The organism is Roseburia faecis, assembly GCF_001406815.1.
In the GTDB taxonomy this organism is placed as follows: domain Bacteria; phylum Bacillota; class Clostridia; order Lachnospirales; family Lachnospiraceae; genus Roseburia; species Roseburia faecis.
In genome coordinates this window covers 352,049-374,811 of record NZ_CVRR01000005.1, presented here as the reverse complement: position 1 = coordinate 374,811, position 22,763 = coordinate 352,049, and the positions used below count along the sequence as shown (strand labels likewise).

The 22,763-nt window shown below is 45.0% G+C and carries 21 protein-coding genes and 1 other annotated feature; of the genes, 17 read left to right on the top strand and 4 right to left on the bottom strand.

What is annotated here, in order from left to right:
• The first annotated feature begins 13 nt into the window (after positions 1-13).
• From M72_RS02715 to M72_RS02660, 12 genes are all read left to right on the top strand, one after another.
• Positions 14-1,597 (top strand): FAD-dependent oxidoreductase, encoded by a 1,584-nt coding sequence (locus M72_RS02715; RefSeq protein WP_055067069.1) that lies wholly within the window; start codon positions 14-16, stop codon positions 1,595-1,597.
• Between the two features lie 21 nt (positions 1,598-1,618).
• A complete protein-coding gene (locus tag M72_RS02710; RefSeq protein WP_022045377.1) occupies positions 1,619-1,960 on the top strand; it encodes a (2Fe-2S)-binding protein in 342 nt (113 codons plus the stop codon).
• Positions 1,950-3,077, top strand: coding sequence for an NAD(P)/FAD-dependent oxidoreductase (locus M72_RS02705; RefSeq protein ID WP_055067068.1), 1,128 nt, complete (start codon positions 1,950-1,952; stop codon positions 3,075-3,077). The genes M72_RS02710 and M72_RS02705 overlap by 11 nt, the downstream gene beginning before the upstream one ends.
• 174 nt (positions 3,078-3,251) lie before the next feature.
• Positions 3,252-4,382: a tyramine oxidase subunit B gene (locus M72_RS02700; RefSeq protein ID WP_055067067.1), complete on the top strand. Its 1,131-nt coding sequence runs from the start codon at positions 3,252-3,254 to the stop codon at positions 4,380-4,382.
• 71 nt (positions 4,383-4,453) lie between these two features.
• Complete coding sequence (locus M72_RS02695) at positions 4,454-5,266, top strand: helix-turn-helix domain-containing protein (protein ID WP_055067066.1); 813 nt, start codon at positions 4,454-4,456, stop codon at positions 5,264-5,266.
• 27 nt (positions 5,267-5,293) lie between these two features.
• Positions 5,294-5,638: a P-II family nitrogen regulator gene (locus M72_RS02690; RefSeq protein WP_022045373.1), complete on the top strand. Its 345-nt coding sequence runs from the start codon at positions 5,294-5,296 to the stop codon at positions 5,636-5,638.
• Positions 5,639-5,655: 17 nt separating this feature from the next.
• A complete protein-coding gene (locus M72_RS02685; RefSeq protein WP_055067065.1) occupies positions 5,656-7,059 on the top strand; it encodes an APC family permease in 1,404 nt (467 codons plus the stop codon).
• A gap of 212 nt (positions 7,060-7,271) precedes the next feature.
• On the top strand, positions 7,272-9,716 hold the full coding sequence (locus M72_RS02680) for a methyl-accepting chemotaxis protein (protein WP_055067064.1): 2,445 nt from the start codon (positions 7,272-7,274) through the stop codon (positions 9,714-9,716).
• A 45-nt stretch (positions 9,717-9,761) separates the two neighbouring features.
• Positions 9,762-10,077, top strand: a binding site (T-box leader).
• 101 nt (positions 10,078-10,178) lie between these two features.
• On the top strand, positions 10,179-11,210 hold the full coding sequence (locus M72_RS02675) for an ABC transporter substrate-binding protein (protein WP_055067063.1): 1,032 nt from the start codon (positions 10,179-10,181) through the stop codon (positions 11,208-11,210).
• Between the two features lie 26 nt (positions 11,211-11,236).
• Positions 11,237-12,118 (top strand): ABC transporter permease, encoded by an 882-nt coding sequence (locus tag M72_RS02670; protein WP_055067062.1) that lies wholly within the window; start codon positions 11,237-11,239, stop codon positions 12,116-12,118.
• The gene (locus tag M72_RS02665) at positions 12,119-12,892 is read left to right on the top strand and encodes an ABC transporter ATP-binding protein (RefSeq protein WP_055067061.1); all 774 of its coding nucleotides are present in this window, start codon (positions 12,119-12,121) and stop codon (positions 12,890-12,892) included.
• Between the two features lie 111 nt (positions 12,893-13,003).
• The gene (locus M72_RS02660; RefSeq protein ID WP_055067060.1) at positions 13,004-13,585 is read left to right on the top strand and encodes an ECF transporter S component; all 582 of its coding nucleotides are present in this window, start codon (positions 13,004-13,006) and stop codon (positions 13,583-13,585) included.
• Between the two features lie 55 nt (positions 13,586-13,640).
• Here the strand turns inward: M72_RS02660 and M72_RS02655 are convergent, their stop codons facing one another.
• The 4 genes from M72_RS02655 to M72_RS02640 all read right to left on the bottom strand — a co-directional run bounded on the left by M72_RS02655 (position 13,641) and on the right by M72_RS02640 (position 17,158).
• Positions 13,641-14,468, bottom strand: coding sequence for a DUF4097 family beta strand repeat-containing protein (locus tag M72_RS02655; protein ID WP_055067059.1), 828 nt, complete (start codon positions 14,466-14,468; stop codon positions 13,641-13,643).
• Between the two features lie 16 nt (positions 14,469-14,484).
• Positions 14,485-15,492: a permease prefix domain 1-containing protein gene (locus M72_RS02650; RefSeq protein WP_055067058.1), complete on the bottom strand. Its 1,008-nt coding sequence runs from the start codon at positions 15,490-15,492 to the stop codon at positions 14,485-14,487.
• Positions 15,479-15,832: a PadR family transcriptional regulator gene (locus M72_RS02645; protein ID WP_055067057.1), complete on the bottom strand. Its 354-nt coding sequence runs from the start codon at positions 15,830-15,832 to the stop codon at positions 15,479-15,481. Before M72_RS02645 ends, M72_RS02650 begins: the two co-directional genes overlap by 14 nt.
• A 159-nt stretch (positions 15,833-15,991) precedes the next feature.
• Positions 15,992-17,158 carry an HD-GYP domain-containing protein gene (locus M72_RS02640; protein WP_055067056.1) on the bottom strand — a complete coding sequence of 389 codons (1,167 nt, stop codon included), beginning with the start codon at positions 17,156-17,158 and terminating at the stop codon, positions 15,992-15,994.
• 210 nt (positions 17,159-17,368) lie between these two features.
• Between M72_RS02640 and M72_RS02635 the strand changes: the two genes are divergently transcribed.
• From M72_RS02635 to M72_RS02615, 5 genes are all read left to right on the top strand, one after another.
• Entirely contained in the window at positions 17,369-18,553 is a 1,185-nt protein-coding gene (locus M72_RS02635; protein WP_022045363.1) for an acetyl-CoA C-acetyltransferase, read from the top strand.
• A gap of 83 nt (positions 18,554-18,636) precedes the next feature.
• Positions 18,637-19,509 carry a 3-hydroxyacyl-CoA dehydrogenase family protein gene (locus M72_RS02630; protein WP_022045362.1) on the top strand — a complete coding sequence of 291 codons (873 nt, stop codon included), beginning with the start codon at positions 18,637-18,639 and terminating at the stop codon, positions 19,507-19,509.
• 45 nt (positions 19,510-19,554) lie between these two features.
• A complete protein-coding gene (locus tag M72_RS02625; protein WP_022045361.1) occupies positions 19,555-20,709 on the top strand; it encodes an acyl-CoA dehydrogenase in 1,155 nt (384 codons plus the stop codon).
• Positions 20,710-20,758: 49 nt separating this feature from the next.
• On the top strand, positions 20,759-21,541 hold the full coding sequence (locus M72_RS02620) for an electron transfer flavoprotein subunit beta/FixA family protein (RefSeq protein ID WP_022045360.1): 783 nt from the start codon (positions 20,759-20,761) through the stop codon (positions 21,539-21,541).
• Positions 21,542-21,567: 26 nt separating this feature from the next.
• Complete coding sequence (locus tag M72_RS02615; RefSeq protein ID WP_055067055.1) at positions 21,568-22,617, top strand: electron transfer flavoprotein subunit alpha/FixB family protein; 1,050 nt, start codon at positions 21,568-21,570, stop codon at positions 22,615-22,617.
• Positions 22,618-22,763 lie beyond the last annotated feature (146 nt).

The following is a 22,763-nucleotide window of genomic DNA, read 5'->3' as shown; positions in this document are numbered from 1 at the left end:
GGGAGTGAGTAATATGAAGCGTTATGATCTGATTATCGTAGGAGCCGGTCCATCCGGATTGTCTGCAGCAGTTGAGGCAGCAAAGCGGGGACTGAAAGTTGTAGTATTTGATGAAAATGAGAAGCCGGGTGGACAGCTGTTTAAGCAGATCCATAAATTCTTTGGATCAAAGGAACATAAGGCAAAAGTCAGAGGTTTTGTGATCGGACAGCAGCTGTTGCAGGAAGCAGCGGATGCCGGTGTGAAAGTTGTGCTGAATGCAACCGTTATCGGCATGTATCTGGATAAAGAAATTGTGGTAAGGATCAAAGATGAGGTTCATCACTACAAAGGAGATTCCATAATCATTGCTACAGGAGCCGCTGAAAATATGGTTACCTTTGAGGGCTGGAATCTTCCGGGAGTCATCGGCGCAGGAGCCGCACAGACGATGATGAATCTGCACGGGGTAAAACCGGGAAACAAAATTCTGATGCTTGGTTCCGGAAATGTCGGTCTGGTCGTATCCTTCCAGCTGATGCAGTGCGGCTGTGATGTGGTTGCACTGGTTGATGCAGCACCCCGTGTCGGTGGGTACGGAGTCCATGCAGCAAAGGTTGCACGAACCGGTGTTCCGTTTTATCTTTCCCATACTATTGTAAAAGCAGAGGGCGAGGAGTATGTGACTGGTGTTACGATTGCAGAAGTGGATGACCACTTCCAGTTCATTCCGGGAACCGAAAAGCATTTCGATGTGGATACGATCTGTCTGGCAGTCGGACTTTCTCCTATGTCGCAGCTGTTGAAAATGGCGGGCTGCGAGATGGAAGACAATCCAAAGCGTGGCGGACAGGTTCCGATCTGTGATGCATATGGCGAAACCTCAATTAAGGGAATTTTCGTAGCAGGCGATGTATCGGGGATCGAGGAAGCCAGCTCTGCCATGATCGAGGGACGTATCGCAGGAATCGCAGCTGCCCATTACCTGGGATATATGGATGAGGAAGAATTAAAGACAAAGGTAAAAGAACAGGAGGATGCACTTGACGGACTGCGTCAGGGCATGTTTGCTCCAAAGAATCGTGGAAAACTTATCGAGAAGACAGAAGAAGGAATCGATATTTCCATGAATCTTCTGAAAAAAGGATATGTTGCAGATGATGAAATCGAACGCTTCCCGGGCGTGACACACAAAGTCGGTGTTCATCCGGTGATGGAATGTACACAGAACATTCCGTGTAACCCATGTCAGGATGCATGCCCGAAGCATTGCATCAGGATTGGAGAAAATATTACCTCCCTTCCGGTGGTAGATCCGGATGTGGATTGCATCGGATGCGGTATGTGCGTGGCATCCTGCTCCGGACAGGCAATCTTCTTAGTCGATGAAACGTATGAGCCGGGATTTGCAACCGTGACGCTTCCATATGAATTCCTTCCACTTCCGGAAAAGGGAGAAAAGGGATACGGAATGAGCCGGAGCGGTGAAAAAATCTGTGAGGCGGAAGTGGTATCCGTCAGGACATCGAAGGCATTTGACCACACGAATCTGCTGACGATTAAGGTGCCGGCAGATATGGCAATGAAGGCCAGATTTTATCGTAAGGCAGAAGCCTGATTCACAGAGGAGGAAAAAATTATGCATGAGATTAATGATAGATCAAGAGATATCGGACCTTTCGTACCGGGACCGGATGACGATATGATCATCTGCCGGTGCGAGGAAGTAACCAAAGGGGAAATTCGCAAAGCGGTGCACGATGGAATGTTCACACTGACGGAGATCCGCCGGTATTTAAGAACCGGCATGGGACTCTGTCAGGGACAGACCTGTGCAAAGCTGGTCAAAGGAATCGTGGCAAGAGAACTGAACGTATCCCCGGCAGAACTGGAACCGGCAACATCCCGGGCACCGATGCGTCCGATCGAGATGCGCGTGTTTGCGGCAGAGGCAAAGGAGGGCGAGGAAGATGAAGAATAATGCGGAAGTAGTAATTATCGGTGGTGGAATCATCGGATGCGCAACAGCTTATTATCTGGCAAAAGAAGGGGTTTCCGTGATCGTACTCGAAAAAAGCGATTATATCGGAAACGGTGGTTCCTCAAGAAACGGAGGCGGTGTAAGACAGTCCGGACGTGATCCAAGAGAACTTCCGCTTGCCATGTATGCCGTGGAACACATGTGGCCGACACTGTCCGAAGAACTCGGTGTGGATGTGGAATACCATAAAGAAGGAAACCTTCGTCTCGGAAAGACAGCAAAGCATAAAGAAATCTTACAGGGACTGACGGACCGTGCCGTTGCACTGGGACTGGATGTGCGGATGATCGATGGAAAAGAAGTGCGTGAGATCAACCCATACTTAAGCGATGAGATTACGGTTGCCAGCTGGTGCCCGACCGACGGACATGCCAATCCGCTCGTTGCAACCCTCGGTTTTTACAAGAGAGCCAGAGAGCTTGGCGCAGAGTTTATCACAGGTGAGGATGTGCTCGAGATCCAGAAGATCAAAGGAAAAGCCAGACGTGTGGTAACCGCAGAAAATGTGTATGAAGGAGAAACCATTGTACTGGCATCCGGATACGAAAGCCGTTCGATTGCAGCGAGTGTCGGCATTGACATCCCGATGCGCAAAGAGCTGATCGAGGCACTGGTTACGGAGGCTGAGCCAAAGATGTTTCCACAGATGCTTGGTACCGCAGATGCGGATTTCTACGGCCATCAGACGAATCATGGATCTTTTGTATTCGGAGGTGCTTCCGGATTTGAGGCAGAAAACCGTGACAATGGGCATATGATTACTTCAAGTATCACTGCTCCGTGCATCTGCCGGGGAATTATGAAATACATTCCAAAACTTGCCGATGCAAAGATCGTCCGTACCTGGGCCGGATATGAAGATCTGTGTGCGGACGGAGTACCGGTACTCGGACCGGTTAAAGAAGTGCCGGGACTGCTGTTAGCCTGTGCTTTTACCGGACACGGATTTGGAATTTCACCGATTGTCGGAAAACTGTTATCCGAACTGGCCATGGGAAAAGAAACCACACTGGATCTGCATGAACTGCGGTATGACCGGTTTCAGGCAGTGATCTAAGATAGCAGGATTGTTGTATAAAAAAGAATACAGGAGTAGCAATCAAAAAGATAGTATGGTATATTATAAGCACGAATAAGTAGCAAAGGCGCTATAGTAGGTGATACTATGGCGTCTTTTTTGTTTATTTGCTTTGATATTCCATACCTCTGAAAACATAAGGAGGAAATGCATATGGATACCAGGATTAAATTTTTATATTTGAGTGAACCGGATATGATCAAGGCCGGAGTAAAGAACATGGATCAGTGTGTGGAGGCAATGGAAGATCTGCTGGTTACATTGAACAAAGGCGATTATGTGATGGCCGGAGTCAACCATAATTCCCACGGTGCACAGGTCATTTTTCCGGATGATCCGCAGTTTGAGGGAATGCCGAAAAATGCAGACGACCGCCGGTTTATGGCGATGCCGGCATATCTTGGAGGAAAATACCAGATGGCAGGAATGAAGTGGTATGGAAGTAACTGTGAGAATAAAGCTTCCGGTCTGCCGCGTTCCATTCTGATGATGATGTTGAACGATAAAGATACCGGGGCGCCACTGGCACTGATGTCTGCAAATCTTGTCAGCTGTTACCGTACCGGAGCAATTCCAGGAGTCGGGGCAAAATATCTGGCAGGAAAAGATTCCGAAACGGTTACCATTATCGGACCGGGTGTTATGGGAAGAACCTGTCTGCTGGCTTTTTTAAGCGTCTGCCCGAAGATTACTACGGTAAAAGTGAAAGGAAGAGGACAGCGTTCCCTGCATGCATTTGAAGAGTTCGTAAAGAAGGAATGTCCGCAGATTCAGCAGGTCATCGTATGTGATTCGATGGAAGAGGCCGTAAAAGACAGTGACATCATCTGTGTTACTTCCACCGCACCGGTAAAAGAAATCGATTTCCCATATATTGCAGAAGACTGGGTCAAAAAAGGTGCACTCATCTGTCTGCCATCGGCTGCACGGTTTGATGATGATTTTCTGATCAACCGCTGCAAGAAAGTGGTGGATAACTATAAACTGTATGAAGCCTGGGCAGAGGAATTTCCGTATCCGAGTTATGAGATGGTACAGATCATAGGTTCCAAGTTTACGGATTATCTGCACGAAGGACGGATTCAGCGGGAAGATATTGTAGATATTGCCGATATCATTAATAAAAAGCATCCGGGACGGGAGAGCGATGATGAGATCATTGTATACTCGGTAGGCGGTATGCCTGTTGAGGACATTGCCTGGGGCGGTACTGTATACCGCAATGCATTAAAAGAAGGTATCGGCGTGGAACTGCCTTTATGGGATCAGCCGGATATGGCATAAAAGGTACGCCTTTTTAAGTACTTTTTGCCGGGCGGCCCTGGCAGAGGTTTAAGTACAAGGGGCGAAAGAAAATGAAAAACGTCATGCCAATGCAGCCGTATCTGGTGCTGGATACAGATGATTATGAGGTAAAAAAAGAAATGAAATCCGGAATCTCCCACTTTTATGAATTTTCCAAAAAGAAAAATTCAAAGGTAGAGATGAAAGCGGTGCCGGATGGCAGTGTGGACCTGTTGTTTGGAATCGGAGAGCAGGATGTTAAGACGTATATTGGCGGAACGGTTCTTGCCGCAAAAGGCTGGGAGTTTGAGGACGGACGTTCATATTTTGGGGTCCGTTTTCAGCCGGGAAGCTGTATTCTGCCGGAAGAACTTTCCATCCGGGATCTGGTTAACAAAGATCTCGAGATTGATGGCAATCTGTTTGGAGATCACCTGACCGAAAAACTTGCCGGGAGTAAAAATATTTCGGAGCGTGTCAATGTATTTACGACGGAATATGCAAAACTGCGTGGAAAAGAACTGGCGGATGGCATACAAAAGCTGGAAAATTATCTCAGGGAGAGAATTTATGATACCGATGGATGCATTTGTATCCGGCAGCTGGCAGAGGAAACCGGATATTCGGAATGTTATATCCGGCGTGTTTTTCAGCAGGTGCATGGAATTTCGCCAAAGAATTTTGAACGGTTTGTCCGGTTTCAGAAGCTGCTGCATGTCATAAATAAAATGCCGGAGAGGATCCGGCTAGATGCACTGGCGCAGCAGTGCGGCTATTATGACGAAGCACATATGATCAAAGATTTTAAACAGTATGCCGGGATTACCCCACAGGGTTATGAGCGGCTCATTACAGGAACAAAGATTCCGGAACTGGAATTGTAAAGAGCATTATACCAAGGAGGAAAGACCATGAGTTTGTCAAGAATTGAAGTAATTACAGGCATGTCAAAATTTTCCAGCTTAAAAGCAGCACTCAGCAAAGCCGGTGTGCGGGGAATGACCGTGATGCAGGTACTTGGATGCGGTGTGGAAAAAGGAACCAGAGAGTATGAAGTGGATGAGCTTGAAGAGATGGAACTGCTTCCAAAACAGCAGATCAATATTGTTGTGGAAACGGAGCGTGTGAATTCCATCGTAGAGATCATCAAGGAACAGCTGTATACCGGTCACATCGGAGATGGAAAGATCTTTATCTATAAACTGGATAATGTCATCCGCGTCCGCACCGGTGATGAGGGCGAAAAAGCGTTGTAGGGGATGGGAGTCTGTTTATGGAAGAAAAGAAGTTAGGACTCAAAAGTGTTATTTCTGTTTCTGTAGGACTTGTCATTGCAACGAGTTGTCTGGTTTCACTCGGACAGGGCGCAGGGACGATTGGCGTGACCTTTATTTTTGCCATGGTAATTGCCTGTCTGTTTAACATGACAACCATTGCATCCCTGTCGGAACTCAATGCCCTGATGCCGAATACGACCGGGGGACTGGCACAGTACACGCTTGCCTGCCTGGGACCGTTTCCGACGATGATTTCCATGGTGGGAGGGTATCTGTTCTGCAATGTATTGTCTTCCGGTGTGGAAGCCTCAATTTTCGCATATGCCATGGGAGAAATTTTTCATCTGCCGATTCCAAACTTTTCCTATACCGTTCTGGTGACGGTCATTCTTCTGATTGCCAATTTAAAGGGTGTGGATATGTTTGCAAAGATTCAGGATGCAGTGGCATATCTGATGGTCGGATCGATGGTGATTATGGGTGTCATCGGCATGCTGGGACTTGGCACAGGAAAAAAGGTGAGTCAGCCGATGGTTCTTTCCGCAGACTGGAAAACGATTGTTTCCATGACCGCAGTTGCATTCTGGCTGTTTATTGGTGCAGAATATGTGATTCCGATTTCGAAGGATGTCAAAAATGCCAAGCGGAATGTACCGCTCGGTATGTTTCTTGGGCTGGGACTGATCTGTGTTGTGCAGTCGGTTCTGGTGTTCGGATTTCACAATTATACCCCATGGGACAAGCTGGCAGATTCTGCAGCCCCGCATCTGCTGTACGGGGAAAATCTTCTGGGAAATGTCGGAAAAATATGGATGGCTTTTGTGGCGGCGCTGGCACTGATCAGTTCCCAGAACTCTGCGATCAACGGGCTGGCAAGTATCTGTCAGGGAATGGCAAAAATGAATATGATGCCGCGCTGCTTTAAAAAACTGAACAAAAACAATGTGCCGTTTGTCGGTGTGTGGTTCATCAGTATTCTGATTCTTGTATTTGCATTTATCAGCAGTGATTCATCGGATGCAATTTCCTTTTTTATTCTGGTTGGATCGGTATTCTGGATGGTGTCTTATATTTTTGCACATATTGATGTGCTGGTGCTGCGGCACCGTCTTCCGAAAGCACCAAGAAGTTTCAAAGTTCCGTTTGGACCGGTGCTTCCGCTTATCGGAATTGCGGGTACTATTTTTATGATTTGTAACATTTCAACAGACCCGGTGGAACGCAATGCGATTCTATTTTTATCTGCTGCAGTATTTTTTGCACTGGGTGTATATTCCTTCTTCTGGATTCGGTTTAAAATGAAGATGCCGGTTTTTAAAAGTGTTCCGGTGGAAAAAGTTATGGCAATGGAACACGATATGTATGATACGATTCGCAGACGCCGGGGAATCTGGCGATAAAAAGGAAAAAGACGTTTTTTGTGGGCTTTGTCTGCAAAAGACGTCTTTTTTGTATGGATATAAAGTAATAAAAGAAAAAAACACCAAAAAACAATGCGAAATATTAGCTAAATTTAAGCTGATAAAATATTGAAATTAAGTATTTTTAATGATAAAATTTATTAGAAAATAAATGGAAAGTACCAGAGAAGAATGAAGGAGGAGTACAGAATATGAAGATGAGACTCGTACAGAGCATTAAAGGAAAAATCCTTTTAATGGGCGGAGTTGCAATTGCAGCATCTGTGATTTTGGGAAGTGGCGGAATTACCGCGTTAAATAAGAACAGCCGGAACAATGAGGTATTAAAAGAAATTAATGCCATTAATGTGGCACAGAGTGAGAATCAGAGTCTGGAAACTTCTTATCTTTACTTTCTGGATGATTCCTACCTCGAAAAAATTGTAAAGAATTTATCCGATATGGAAAATGACAGCAAGGCGGCCAAAAAATCTGCCTCCATTCTGGAGAAGAAGAAACTGGATACGGTGGCAGAAACCATCGGAGAGTGCAAGGATAATTATTCACAGATCCGTGAACTGGCATCACAGAGAGGTTACACTTCGGATGTGGGAGAATATCAGAAATTCATTGCCAATGATGAGGATCTTGCAAATACATTTGCTGCTGTCAAAGATGATCAGTCCTGGCTGGATGGCAGCTGGTCATCCATCAGCGGCGGTGGACAGACAATCAAAATTGACGGAAAAACATATACAAAGTTTGTTTATAAGGGAAAAATTCCGGAAGGCGGAAAGAGAGATTATCTCGTTGCCAGAATCGGTGGTAACGGTGCAGGATATGCGGGAAAAGTATATTTTAGTAACATCAGTTTTCAAAAAGGCAGTAAAAAAGAAAAAATAGATCTTTCCAAAGTAACGGATGAGGATATTTCCGGTTCTTACGGTGATGCATTAAAAGATCAGAAAATCACTGATTTTAATAAAGGAAAAGCAATTTATTTCAACAGTAAGTTTACGGCATCCAATGCAAAGTGGGAAGAAGTATCGATTAAGCTTCCGATTACTTCCTACGCGATGCAGGATTACAGTACCGTTACGTTTGAAGCTTATCTCGAAAAGGGAAACTATGCGGAATTGTCTCTTGCTGCAGCGTTTTCGGACAAATATGATTTCAGCGGAACATTTGCTTCCATCAACGATAATTTTGCGACATACAGCAAACATGTTATGGAAGGAAATGATGTGGCGGATGAAGCCAAAGCACTGGAAGCCCAGTTCAAAGAGATGACAGATAATATTCCACTGTATATTTTTGATAAGGGACAGCAGAGTGATGTGAGCAGCAAGCTGGCAGACAAGCAGTCTCAGTTTGAAGCAATGAACAAGGTGGACGAGCAGGTTCTGAAGCTGAAAAAAGAAAATATTACGCTGGCAGATAATTTGACAAAGACAACAGCCACGGTACAGAAAGAGGTGGAAAAAGATACCAGTGCATCCAGAACGAGACTGACAGCAATTATGATTTTTGTGCTGTTTTTAAGTGCAGGTATTCTGATTATGCTGACACTGCTGATCAGCCGAACCATGAATGAGAGTATCAAAAACTTTAAAAATACATTGCAGCAGATGACAGAAGGAAACCTGACCGTTCGTGCCGCAGCAAACGGCAAGGATGAGTTCTCAGCGTTTGGTGCGTATGTCAATCAGTTCCTGGAAAGACTTTCTGAGGTGATCAAATCCGCACAGAAAATTTCCAAGCACGTAAAGAAATCCGGAAACGAACTGGATGTAATGGCAAAGAACAGTAATATGACATCCGGAGAAATCGGAAGCGCGGTAGAGGAAATTTCAAAGGGAGCGACCAATCAGGCCAGTGAGGTAGATGTAGCATCGACACAGATTTCAAAAATGGGAGATGTTTTTGCGGAGATCGTAGCAGATGTAGACCAGCTTGGAGAGATGGCTGAGCAGATGCAGCAGGTAAGTGTGGAATCCACACAGTTTATGGAGGAACTCGGAAGTGCCAACAGTCGTACAACGGAAGCTTTTGCGCAGGTGGCACAGCAGACACATACCACAAATGAATCGGTGCAGAAGATCCGTGAAGCGACGGAACTGATTACTTCCATTGCAAGCCAGACCAACCTGCTTTCCCTGAATGCAAGCATTGAGGCAGCAAGAGCCGGAGAGGCAGGAAAGGGATTTGCGGTAGTTGCAAGTGAGATTCAGAAGCTTGCAGAGCAGTCAAGTTCTTCGGCAGATATTATCAACGGAATTATTGAAGAACTGGCAAATGAAGCAGAACAGACCGTTAGCATTGTAGACGAAGTGACGGAGATCATGCAGAACCAGCAGGAAAAACTTGCAAGTACACAGGAACATTTCCGTACACTCGGAGATGGAATCCAAAAGTCCAGTGAAGAGACTGCTCATATCAAGTCCAGCACAGGTATCTGCGATGATGCCCGCAATAAGGTAGAAGAAGTAATTGTCAGTCTGTCTTCCATTTCCGAGGAAAATGCGGCATCTACAGAGGAAACAACCGCTTCCATGACGGAACTGAATCAGACGATTGAGCAGCTGGTTGAAAAAGCAAAAGAGTTAAATGAGATGGCAGACAGTCTGGCGGGAGATCTGAAATTCTTCCAGATTTAGCGGTTGACAAATACAGATAAAAGGATTAAAGTATAGCAATAAGAGAACAAACCGATGAGAAAGAGGAGTAGACTTATCTGGATATCCCAGAGAGCTGCAGGTGGTGCGATGCAGTATGGAAGGATTTGTTGAATGGACTTTTGAGGGCGACCTGAAAAGGAGCAGATCGCATGGATTCCGTTATGCGGAGGCGATTAATGCAGGAAACATATTTTTGATATGGTTTATTGAGTAGGTGTCGCCGGGAACCGAACCCGTTACCAATTCGGCGCATATGAAGGTATGTGACAGAGCGGACAGATGACTGTCAATTTGAGTGGTACCGCGATAAGAAAGCAAAGGCTTTATTACCGTCTCAGGATTTATTTCCTGAGACGGTTTTTTGATTTTCAGAGTCAGAAAAGCCGGGAAAGGTTTGTTTCTGAAGTTAGTTAGTCAGAAAAAGAAAGCGAGGAAAAGATTATGAAAAAGAAAGTATTAGCAATGGTTTTGACAGCCGTATGTGCAATGGGACTTATGGCAGGATGCGGAAACAGTGGAAATGCAGCTACAGGAACACAGAATGCAGCGACAGAGAGTGGTTATAAAGTGGGAATTTCCCAGTTTGCGGAGCATGGATCTTTGGATAACTGCCGCGAAGGATTTCTGGAAGGATTAAAAGAAGAAGGCATTGAGGAAGGCAAAAACCTGACGGTGGATTATCAGAATGCACAGACCGATACCGGTACGGCAAGCACGATTGCTGACAGCTTTGTATCTGCAAAGGATGATCTGATCTGTGCAATTGCAACACCTTGTGCAGCCAGCGCATACAACTCTACCATGAATACGGACATTCCGGTTGTTTATACTGCAGTGTCTGATCCGGTTTCTGCCGGCCTGGCAAACGAAGATGGTTCCAGCATTGGAAATATCACAGGATCTTCTGATATCCTTCCGGTGGAGGAACAGCTGAAAATGATCCGTGCGATGCTTCCGGATGCAAAGAAGATCGGCATCCTTTATACCACAAGTGAGGCAAATTCCTGCAGCACCATCGAAGAATACAAAAAGCTGGCAGGCAATTATAACTTTGAGATTGTTGACACGGGTATCAATACCTCCGCAGATATTGAGATTGCAGCAACGGATCTGGTTGGCAAGGTAGATTGTCTGTGTAACCTGACCGATAATACGGTAGTAAATGCGTTACAGACGGTTCTTGATAAGGCAAACAGTGCAAAGATCCCGGTATTTGGAAGCGAGATCGAGCAGGTAAAATCCGGATGTGTTGCATCCATGGGAATTGATTATTATCAGCTTGGAATTGAAACCGGAAAGATGGCAGCAAAGATCTTAAAGGGAGAAGCAAAGGCTTCTGACACTCCATACATTACAGCATCAAAAGCAGAGCTGTACGTCAATACAGCAGCCGCTGATAAAATTGGCATGAAGCTGGACGAATCCTACATCAAAGATGCTGCACAGACATTTGATGAGATTACAGTAGAGTAAGTTATAAAGTTATAAAGGGGTATGACATGACATTAGTATTAAGCGTTTTGGAGCAGGGTATGATCTATGCGATTATGGCCCTCGGCATTTATATCACGTACACGATTCTGGATTTTCCGGATCTGACGGTAGATGGGAGTTTCCCTCTTGGGGCGGCACTTTCTGCGGTGCTGATCTCCAAAGGGATGAATCCGGTTCTGACACTGGTGATCGCATTTGCGGCAGGTGCTGTGGCAGGTACTTTAACCGGACTGATTCATGTAAAATTAAAAGTCCGGGATCTGCTGTCCGGTATTATTATGATGACAGCTCTTTATACGGTAAATCTTCGGATTGCAGGACGCGCAAATCTTCCGATTTATAATATGACAACGTTGTTTGACAATGCATTGGTAAAGAAGGTATTTTCCGGTGCGCTGGCACCATTTGCCAATACCATTATTATCCTGATTATTACACTGATCATGAAATTTTTACTGGACTGGTATATGAATACCAAGTCCGGTTATCTGCTTCGTGCGGTTGGTGATAACGAAACGATCGTGACATCTATGGGCGTGGACAAAGGTGTAATTAAAATCATTGGCCTTGCGATTGCAAACGGTCTGGTGACATTAAGCGGATGTATTTTTGCACAGCAGCAGCGGTATTTTGATATTTCGATGGGAACCGGAACGATGGTGATCGGTCTTGCGAGCGTTATCATCGGTATCAGTCTGTTAAAAAAGGTGACATTTATCCGTGTGACGACGAGCGTCGTGATCGGCTCGATTGTGTACAAAGCCTGTGTGGCAATTGCCATCCGGCTTGGTATGCCGTCCTCTGATTTGAAACTGATTACGGCAGTGTTATTCCTTGTGATCCTTGTACTTGGCATGGATCGCAAAAAGAGAAAGAAGGTGGCGTAAATGCTGGAATTACAGCACATTCACAAAATGTATAATCCCGGCACGATCAATGAGATCTGCCTGTTTGATGATTTTAACCTGACCATCGAGGACGGACAGTTTGTTTCTGTTGTCGGAAGTAACGGTTCCGGAAAGACTTCCATGCTTAATATCATCTGTGGAAGTATTCCGGTGGACGGTGGTAAGATTATGGTAAACGGCGTGGATATTACAAAGAAAAAAGATTTTATCCGCCACCAGAGTATTGGACGGGTATTTCAGGACCCATCGAAGGGAACCTGCCCGTCCATGACGATTCTGGAGAATCTGGCTATAGCAGACAATAAAGGAAAAACGTATGGTTTGGGACGCGGAACGAATCATGCAAGAATCAATGCGTACCGTGAGCTTCTTGCAAGTGTTGGTCTGGGACTGGAAGATAAAATGCATACAAAGGTCGGGGCACTCTCCGGAGGACAGAGACAGACGCTGGCACTTCTTATGGCAACGATGAAACCGATTGAATTTCTCATTCTGGACGAACATACCGCAGCACTTGATCCAAAGACCGCCGAGATTGTGATGCAGCTCACCGGAAAAATTGTAAAAGAGAAAAAGGTCACGACGATTATGGTCACTCATAACCTTCGTTATGCCGTGGAATACGGGGACCGTCTTCTGATGATGCATCAGGGACATGCGATCATTGACAAGGCGGGAGCCGAAAAGAAGGCGATGCAGGTCGATGATATTCTAGGAACCTTTAATGAAATTTCAATAGAGTGCGGAAATTAAAAATAGGGTCAGATATTGTCTGACCCTATAAAAATATACAAAACTGGATATTTACATATAACCATTCTGCTGTAAAATATCGTTAGATTTTACAGAAAAGAGGAATTGGTTATGAAACACGAAAATATTTACAAATTGACATTGACTGCGCTGATGGCAGCATTATCCTATGTGATTTTTACATTTCTTCAAATTCAGATTACCCTGCCGGGTGGAGATGCAACTTCGTTTCATCTTGGCAATGCTGTCTGTGTGCTGGGTGCACTGCTTGTTGGCGGTGTATACGGTGGAATCGGCGGAGCGATCGGTATGACAATCGGAGATCTGTTTAATCCAGTTTATGTTGTGTATGCGCCAAAGACATTTATTTTGAAATTTTGTATCGGTCTGATCACAGGACTGATTGCACACAAGATTGGTCATATCTCTACATCAAATGACAATAAGCATGTATTAAAGTGGACAATTATTGCCACGGTCTGCGGACTTGGATTTAATGTGGTATTTGATCCACTGTTCGGATATTTTTACAAGCGTGTGCTGATGGGAAAACCGGCTGCAGAAGTGGCACTGGTATGGAATATCACAACGACTTCTGTCAATGCCATCATTTCTGCCGTTGTTGCAGTAATTATCTACATGGCACTTCGTCCGGCACTCAAGAAAGCAAATCTGTTTCTTACATTAAAATAAAAGATAATGAAAAAGAAAGAGCGGGCACCGTCAGGTGTTCCGCTCTTTTTTGGAATCAGTAGGTTAAGCTGATATCCCCGGTATCGTTGGAAATGGTCAGCGAGTGTGAGGAATCGCCTTGGTTGGAGTAACTGCGGTGACAGTAGGTATCATTAACATTTACATCTCCGACACCGGTTCCTAATTCTATATGGTAACCGGACAGGTCTTCCTTGCAATCGAGATCGACATCTCCTACATTACTGGTAATTTCCATGGAAGTAAAGGTACAATCTTCCAGATCAATATCGCCCACATTTGCATCCAGTGTGGAAGTCTCCAGAGTGCAGTTCTCCAGATCAATATCTCCGACATCGGCACGCAGGTCAAGTGACAGAACGTTCAGACCGGACAGGTCAACATCGCCCACGTTTGTATGGAGTTTTAAATCGGTTAAAGTATCGGCGACCGTGATGGTTACGGAGCATTTTTTGTTTCTGCCGAGAGCATTGTGGGCTTTGGCATACTGTGTGATTGTCAGGCAGTTGTTTTCTACTTTATATTCCGGGGTAAGCTTTTTGCTGGCTTTGCAGGTGATGGAAAAAGTGTTCCCCCGCTGGATGGTTAAATCGACAACATTTAAGTCGGCATTGATGGATGAGAAGGCATCCAGATTTTTTTGGCTGGCATCTACGGATGTGGATATACCATTATCGCTATCATCATTGTCATCACTATCGTCATCATCATCATCCCAGTCAGAGATGGCCTCTATAAATTCGCTGAAAAACGGCAGTCCTTCTGCCACGGAGAGACCAAAACGCACCAGATGGTAGCCGGTTCCTGCAATGATACAGAGAATCGTAATGACGGTAATAAGGATTAAATAAACATTTCGTTTCATGACAGTTCTCCTCCCATTAGTTTTTACTGATGTTTTTGATCAGGGATTCTACAATCGCAGCAATCGGCCAGACAATCCAGGTAATCCACCAGTCGAACGAAAGAAAACTCCAGATCAGGTAAAGGCAGGTGATGGTTGGCCAGTAGACGGACATGATTGCAGCCAGTGTGGAATTATGGTACTGCTGGCGGTCCTGCTGCTCCGGAACGTAGTTTCCGCCAATGGTGTTCTGGTTGTTCAGATGCAGCAGTGTGCGATATCCGCCCATGCGCATGGAACTGATTACAATCAGGAAAACGCCGATGGCAACAAAGATTAATACAAACCCGGCGGAACAGTCCTCAAGTGTATCTGCCGCAAAACTGGATGCCGCATCTAAAAGGATCGGTGGGACAACACTTAAGATGCACAGCATGATACCTATGGTCAGCAGGAGCGCATGTGTGCTTTTATAATGTTCCATTTCGTGATGGATGTAGTCTGTGGTGGCAAAATCAGTAACGAAATTTCCTTCCTCTAAGTGTTTCCAGTGTCCCATGCATACATTCGAATAGACAAGCATGCCCACACCGATGGCTATGAAAACAAACATCAGAATAATACCGGATGCATCAAGTACATCACTGCTGCGCAGCGAAGTATCTGCAGCAGCCCCGAAAAAGATCGGGCAGCAGGCAGAAAGGATAAACAAAAATACGCTTAGTGCCACAAAGTAGGAATGACGGGAATGTTCCCGCAGAAACTGTCTGACATCTTCCATAGAGAGCGATACAGCATTGGGAGTCTGCTCCTGCCGCGGCTGGTGAACAAACTGTTTGATCCCAAGATCTTCTGCAAGTTCGTCAAGATTTCCAAATTCCGCGATGACGGTGCCAACCGCTTCATTTTCCGATTTTCCCTCATTTTTTAACTCGGTGTATTTGTCTTCCATCATCTGCCAGAGCTCGTTTTTGGCTTTGTATACTTCTGGCGTGTTTGGAAGATTTAAAAACATAGTTTCCAGATAATTTCTAATAGCTTCCATTTTCCGTTTCCCCTTTCCTGATAAACTGTTCTACAACTTCCTGCGTAAGCAGCCATTCCTCACATTTTTCCTGATAGTAAGCACGCCCTTTGCCAGTGATCTGGTAGTAGGTACGGCGTTTGCCGGTTGCAGTGTTCTGATCCTGAAAAGATGTGATATAGCCATTTTTCTCCATACGTGTAAACGCAGAATAGAGCGTGGTCTCCTTGATAATATATTTTTCATGGGAGAGCGTTTTGATCTGTCTGGAGATTTCATAACCATAGGATGGCTGATCCAGCAGAAGATAAAGAATCATGGTGTCATTGTAACCACGGATAACATCACTGCTGATTGCCATATGCATTCCTCCTTACTTTATCTGTCATATTTCGTCTGTCGTTGCTACGATAGATGTACTACGTCTGATGAAGTAAATATAACAGAATAGAGGAAACACGTCAAGTGGAAAATAAAAAATCCCCATGAATAAATCATGGGGAAGGTGATTACGGTTATGCTATTTTTTCCCGGCAGCAAGTTTTCTACGGAATTCCTGCGTTAATTGTCGGAGCTTTTCATCCGGTACAAATTGCTTTAGGGTTTCTTCATCCATGGCAACACGGTTATCCATGGTTTTCATGATGTCGGTCACCTGCATTTCCTGATAAACGTTTTTGTCGCTCAGGTCGTAGATCTGATTGTCAGAAAGGCGCAGGACAACCGGACGCATAAAATCACGGGTGTTTTCTATAAGAACAATGCCTTTATCACCTGTGGAAAGATCAACACTGGCGGCCTTTGGAACAATATGAATACACTCTGCAAGTGCTGTGACAAGCACCGGAAGAAACTTCTTTGGATATTTTTTGAAATACTGCATGGCGGCAATTTCTGACATCGGTTCATGGCCGCTGTTCATCGCAGTCATCTGGTCAAACCAGTCGGCGATGCGCAGAATGGATGCCATTTCCTGTAATTCCTGATCCGGAGCGGTTGCGAGTTTTTCCAGGTGGTCTTCATATACATAGGTCTGCATCAGAGCCAGTGCGCGTGGAAAAAAGTCAAAATCATTCCGGTACATGGAAAGCGGAACGAGTCCTTTTTCCAGAGAAAGCTGGATGACATCCTGATCGGATGAGGACAGGTCGTTCATTCCTTTTTCCAGAATATTCCGCGGAACATTCTGGTATCCATTGTCATAAAGAAGGGCAGCCGTGGTCAGTATACGGAGTTTTTCCTGCGGTAGTCTCAGATGGGCGCCCATCATGGTTACAAGTATTGCGGTGCTGATCGCATGCTTGTACATGAAATCATCACTGCTGCGCAGATTCTGGTTAAAATTCACACGATGTTTTAAAGACCCGTAGTGGGAAAGAATATCTTCCAGAAATACCGGGTATTTTTCGAGTTTTCTGCGCTCGGTAATGCAGTTTAACACTTCCCGGAGACGGAAAATGTATACTGTCTGTAACTGCTCAAACTCCAGATCTTCACGGGAAAGCGGAGGAAGCGGTTCGGCCGGCTCGAGAATGTAGACACCGATCAGACCGAAATTTTTTGCACTGGCAATTCCCGGCGCGGTGAGTGCGGAATTGCGCTCATAAAGCAGCACACCTTTTTTATTGTAAATTGGTTTGGCAAGACGCATGCCTGCCTTTAAGTCTTCTGTTCTTACAAATTTCATATCACATGATCCCCCGTTTGGATTCCCCTCAGTATTGCTTGAAATATACCATAAATATACCATGAAACAGAGCCGGTTGCAATAAATGAAGAATTTTTTATGAACAACGTAGGTTTTCATTGATTTTGTGCGGAAAATGTGGTATTATAGACATTGTTAAAAAATTAACAGCATCATTGGGTGCGAGTTTGATTTAAAGGAGAACGAAGAATGGCAAAGAAAGTTGTATTAGCAGGTGCTTGCCGTACAGCAATCGGCAAGATGGGTGGAGCATTAAGCAATACTCCAGCAGCAGATTTAGGTGCAATTGTAATTAAAGAAGCTTTAAACAGAGCAGGTGTTAAGCCGGAGATGGTTGACGAAGTTAAGATGGGTTGTGTAATCCAGGCAGCTCAGGGACAGAACGTAGCTCGTCAGGCTTCCATCAAGGCTGGTTTACCGATCGAAGTTCCGGCAATCACAATCAACGTTGTTTGTGGATCCGGTCTTAAGTGTGTAAACGATGCTGCAACAATGATCATGGCTGGTGAGGCTGATATCGTTGTAGCCGGTGGTATGGAGAACATGTCTATGGCTCCTTACGCTATGACAAAGGCTCGTTTCGGATACAGAATGAACAATGCAACAATTATCGATACAATGGTTAACGATGCATTAACAGATGCATTCAACCACTACCACATGATGATCACCGCTGAGAACGTATGTGACAAGTATGGTATTACAAGAGAAGAACTTGATGAGTTCTCTGCAAACAGCCAGCAGAAGTGCGAGGCAGCTATCGCAGCCGGCAAGTTTGATGATGAGATCGTTCCGGTACCTGTAAAGGTTAAGAAGGAAATGGTTGATTTCGTAAAGGATGAGGGACCTCGTCCTGGAACAACTGCTGAGTCTCTTTCCAAGTTACGCTGCTGCTCTGGTAAAGAGGGTGGACTTGTTACAGCTGGTAACGCTTCCGGAATCAACGATGGTGCTGCAGCAATCGTTGTTATGAGCGAAGAGAAGGCTAAGGAGCTTGGTGTTACACCAATGGCTACATGGGTAGCTGGAGCTCTTGGCGGAGTTGAGCCGGAGATCATGGGTGTTGGTCCTGTTGCTTCTACAAAGAAAGTTCTTGCAAAGACCGGTCTTTCTATCGATGATTTCGATCTGATCGAGGCTAACGAGGCATTTGCTGCCCAGTCTATCGCAGTTGCAAGAGACTTAAAGTTCGATATGAGCAAGGTAAACGTAAACGGTGGTGCAATCGCACTTGGACATCCGGTAGGAGCTTCTGGATGCCGTATCCTTGTTACACTGCTTCATGAGATGCAGAAGCGTGGATCTAACAGAGGTCTTGCTACACTTTGCATCGGTGGTGGAATGGGATGTTCTACAATCGTTGAGAAATACTAATTTTTTGCCAGATAAGATACATAGAGGGGGTGCGCTGCATCCCCTTGAAATGTGAATATATTTAATATTTAGGAGGAACTAAAATGAAGGTTGGAGTTATCGGTGCTGGTACAATGGGCCAGGGAATCGCTAAAGCATTCGCACAGGTTGACGGATATGAAGTAGCACTCTGCGATATCAAGCAGGAGTGGGCTGAAGGCGGAAAAGACAAGATTGCAAAAGGATATGCAAGACTTGTTGCAAAAGAGAAAATGACACAGGAGAAGGTTGACGGCATTCTTGCCAAGATCACTCCAGGTTTAAAAGAAGACCTCTGCAAGGACTGCGACCTGATCGTTGAGGCTGCTTTCGAGGATATGAATGTAAAGAAGACTACATTTGCTGAGTTAGACAAGATTGCCAAGCCAGAGTGTATCTTCGCTTCCAATACTTCTTCTCTTTCTATCACAGAGATCGGAAACGGACTTACTCGTCCAATGATCGGTATGCATTTCTTCAATCCTGCTGACCGTATGAAGTTAGTAGAAGTTATCGCTGGTGTAAATACTCCTGCTGAGACTGTTGAAGCAATCAAGAAGATCGCTGTAGAGATCGGAAAGACTCCGGTACAGGTAAATGAGGCTGCTGGTTTCGTAGTAAACCGTATCTTAATCCCAATGATCAACGAAGCTGCTTTCATCAAGATGGAAGGTGTTTCCGATATCGCTGGTATCGACGCAGCTATGAAGCTTGGCGCTAACCATCCAATGGGACCTTTAGAGTTAGGTGATTTCATTGGTCTTGATATCTGCCTTGCAATCATGGATGTACTTTACAACGAGACAGGTGACAGCAAGTACCGTGCATGCCCACTCATCCGTAAGATGGTTCGTGGTGGTAACCTTGGTGCTAAGTCTGGTAAGGGATTCTACATCTACAATGCAGACCGCACAAAGACACCTGTAGACGCACAGTAGAAAAGTATAAATAAAAATAAATCATAATTAAGGAGTGTTAAAATCATGGATTTTACTTTAGACAAGAAACATGAGATGGCTCGCGGTCTTTTTAGAGATTTCGCTGAGACAGAAGTAAAACCTCTTGCACAGGAGACAGATGAGACAGAGCAGTTCCCGGCTGAGACTGTTGCAAAGATGGCAAAATACGGATTCATGGGAATTCCGGTTCCAAAGGAGTACGGCGGACAGGGATGTGATCCTCTGACATACGTTACATGTGTTGAGGAGTTATCCAAAGTTTGTGCAACTACCGGTGTTATCGTATCTGCACATACTTCCCTTTGTATCGATCCAATCATGACATTCGGTACCGAAGAGCAGAAGAAGAAATATGTAGTACCGCTTGCAAAGGGCGAGAAGCTCGGTGCTTTTGGTCTTACTGAGCCAGGCGCTGGTACAGACGCACAGGGCTGCCAGACAAAGGCTGTATTAGATGGTGATGAGTGGGTTTTAAACGGATCTAAGTGTTTCATCACAAACGGTAAGGTTGCAGATGTTTACATCGTAATCGCAATCACAAGCATTACCGAGGACAAGAGGGGAAGAAAGAAGAAAAACTTCTCCGCATTTATCGTAGAGAAGGGTGCTCCTGGATTCTCCTTCGGTACAAAGGAAAAGAAGATGGGTATCCGTGGATCTTCTACATACGAGCTGATCTTCGAGGACTGCAGAATTCCAAAGGATGCATTACTCGGTCAGGAAGGAAGAGGTTTCCCAATCGCAATGCACACACTCGATGGTGGACGTATCGGTATCGCTGCTCAGGCACTTGGTATTGCAGAAGGTGCTTTGGATCGTTGTATCGAGTACACAAAGGAAAGAAAGCAGTTTGGCCGTTCTATCGCACAGCAGCAGAATACACAGTTCAAGCTTGCTGATATGGCTGCAAGAATCGAAGCTGCTCAGCTTCTTGTTTACAAGGCTGCCATGGCTAAGGCTACACAGAAGGTTTATTCTGTAGAAGCTGCCAAGGCTAAATTATTCGCAGCAGAGACCGCTATGGCTGTTACAACAGAAGTTGTCCAGTTATTCGGTGGATACGGATATATCCGTGAGTACGACGTAGAGCGTATGATGCGCGATGCCAAGATCACAGAGATCTACGAAGGAACTTCCGAAGTTCAGCGTATGGTTATTTCTGGATCATTATTAAGATAATCGTACAGTTGCGTCACAACAAGATTGAAGAAAAGGAGATAAATAATACATGAATATCGTAGTATGTATTAAACAGGTTCCGGATACAAAGGGCGGCGTAAAGTTCAACGCAGACGGAACACTCGATAGAGCTGCAATGCTTGCTATCATGAACCCAGATGACAAAGCTGGTCTTGAGGCAGCACTTAGAATTAAGGATCAGAACGGTGCAAAGGTTACTGTTCTTACCATGGGACTTCCAAAGGCAGATGCTGTTCTTCGTGAGGCTATGGCTATGGGAGCTGACGATGCTATTCTTGTTACCGACAGAGTATTAGGTGGAGCTGATACATGGGCTACTTCCACAACAATCGCCGGTGCACTTCGTAACTTAGATTATGATCTGATTATCACAGGACGTCAGGCTATCGATGGTGATACCGCACAGGTAGGACCACAGATCGCTGAGCATCTTGGACTTCCGGTAATCTCTTATGCTGAGGATATCAAGGTTGAGGGAGATTCCGTAATCGTTAAGCGTCAGTATGAGGACAGATATCATGAAGTTAAGGCTAAAATGCCTTGCCTGATCACTGCTCTTTCTGAGTTAAACGAGCCAAGATATATGACTCCGGGTGGAATTTTCGATGCATGTGACAAAGAAGTTACCGTATGGGGCAGAGCAGACTTAAAGGATGTAGATGATTCTAACCTTGGTCTGAAAGGATCTCCAACAAAGATCGCTAAGGCATCTGATAAGGTACCGAAGGGTGCAGGAGAGAAAGTAAATCTGGATCCTGCAGAGTCCGTTGCATACTTAATCGGAAAATTCAAAGAGAAACATATTATCTAAGATTATAGAGAAAAGTGGTGAATAACATGGGTTTAGAAGAATATAAGGGCGTATTTATCTACGCACAGCAGGTAGACAATGAACTTAGCTCTATCGCTTTTGAGTTAATCGGAAAGGCAAAGGAGCTTGCAAAAGATTTAGGAACAGACGTAACAGCAGTCCTTCTTGGATCAAACGTAAAGGGCTTAACAGATGAGTTAGGCGAGTATGGCGCAGACAAGGTTATCGTAGTGGACAACCCTGAACTTGAGACATACCGTACAGAGCCATATGCACAGGCTCTTGCAGCAGTCATCAATGAGTACAAGCCAGAGATTATGTTAGTTGGTGCAACAGCAATCGGTCGTGACCTTGGTCCTACCGTATCTGCAAGAGTTGCAACTGGACTTACCGCTGACTGTACAAAGCTTGAGATCGGTGATTTCCCAATCAACGCAGTTCCTGGTAAGGAAGACGAGCAGAAGCACAACCAGTTACTGATGACCCGTCCTGCATTCGGTGGAAACACAATCGCAACCATCGCCTGCCCGGACAACCGTCCTCAGATGGCTACCGTTCGTCCTGGTGTTATGCAGAAGCTTCCAAAAGAGGCTGGTCGCAAGGCAGAAGTGATCGAGTTTAATCCTACACTTGAGAAGAACAACCGTTACGTTGACATCCTTAACGTTGTTAAGGCAGTTGGAAACGTAGAGAACATCATGGATGCAAAGGTTCTTGTATCTGGTGGTCGTGGAGTTGGAAGCAAAGAGAACTTCAAGATGCTGCAGGATCTTGCCGATGTATTCGGTGGAATGGTAAGCTGTTCCCGTGCCGCTGTAGAAAACGGCTGGTTAGCACAGGATTATCAGGTAGGACAGACTGGTAAGACCGTTCGTCCACAGATCTACTTTGCAATCGGTATTTCCGGAGCAATCCAGCACGTAGCTGGTATGGAGGAGTCTGACCTGATCATCGCAATCAACAAGGATGAGGATGCTCCAATCTTCTCCGTAGCTGATTACGGTATCGTTGGAGATCTGAACAAGATCGTTCCAGCTCTGACAGAAGCTTTAAAGGCTGAAATGAAGAATAAATAATTTCATCTTACATAAAGATGTGAAAAGAAACCGCCGCGGATTTCCGCGGCGGTTTTTTTGTGTGAGGAAATACTTGACAAACAGGTTTAAATGACTTAGACTAAAAGTAGTCTAAGTAGTTTAGACCAAAAATAAATAGGTAAAAT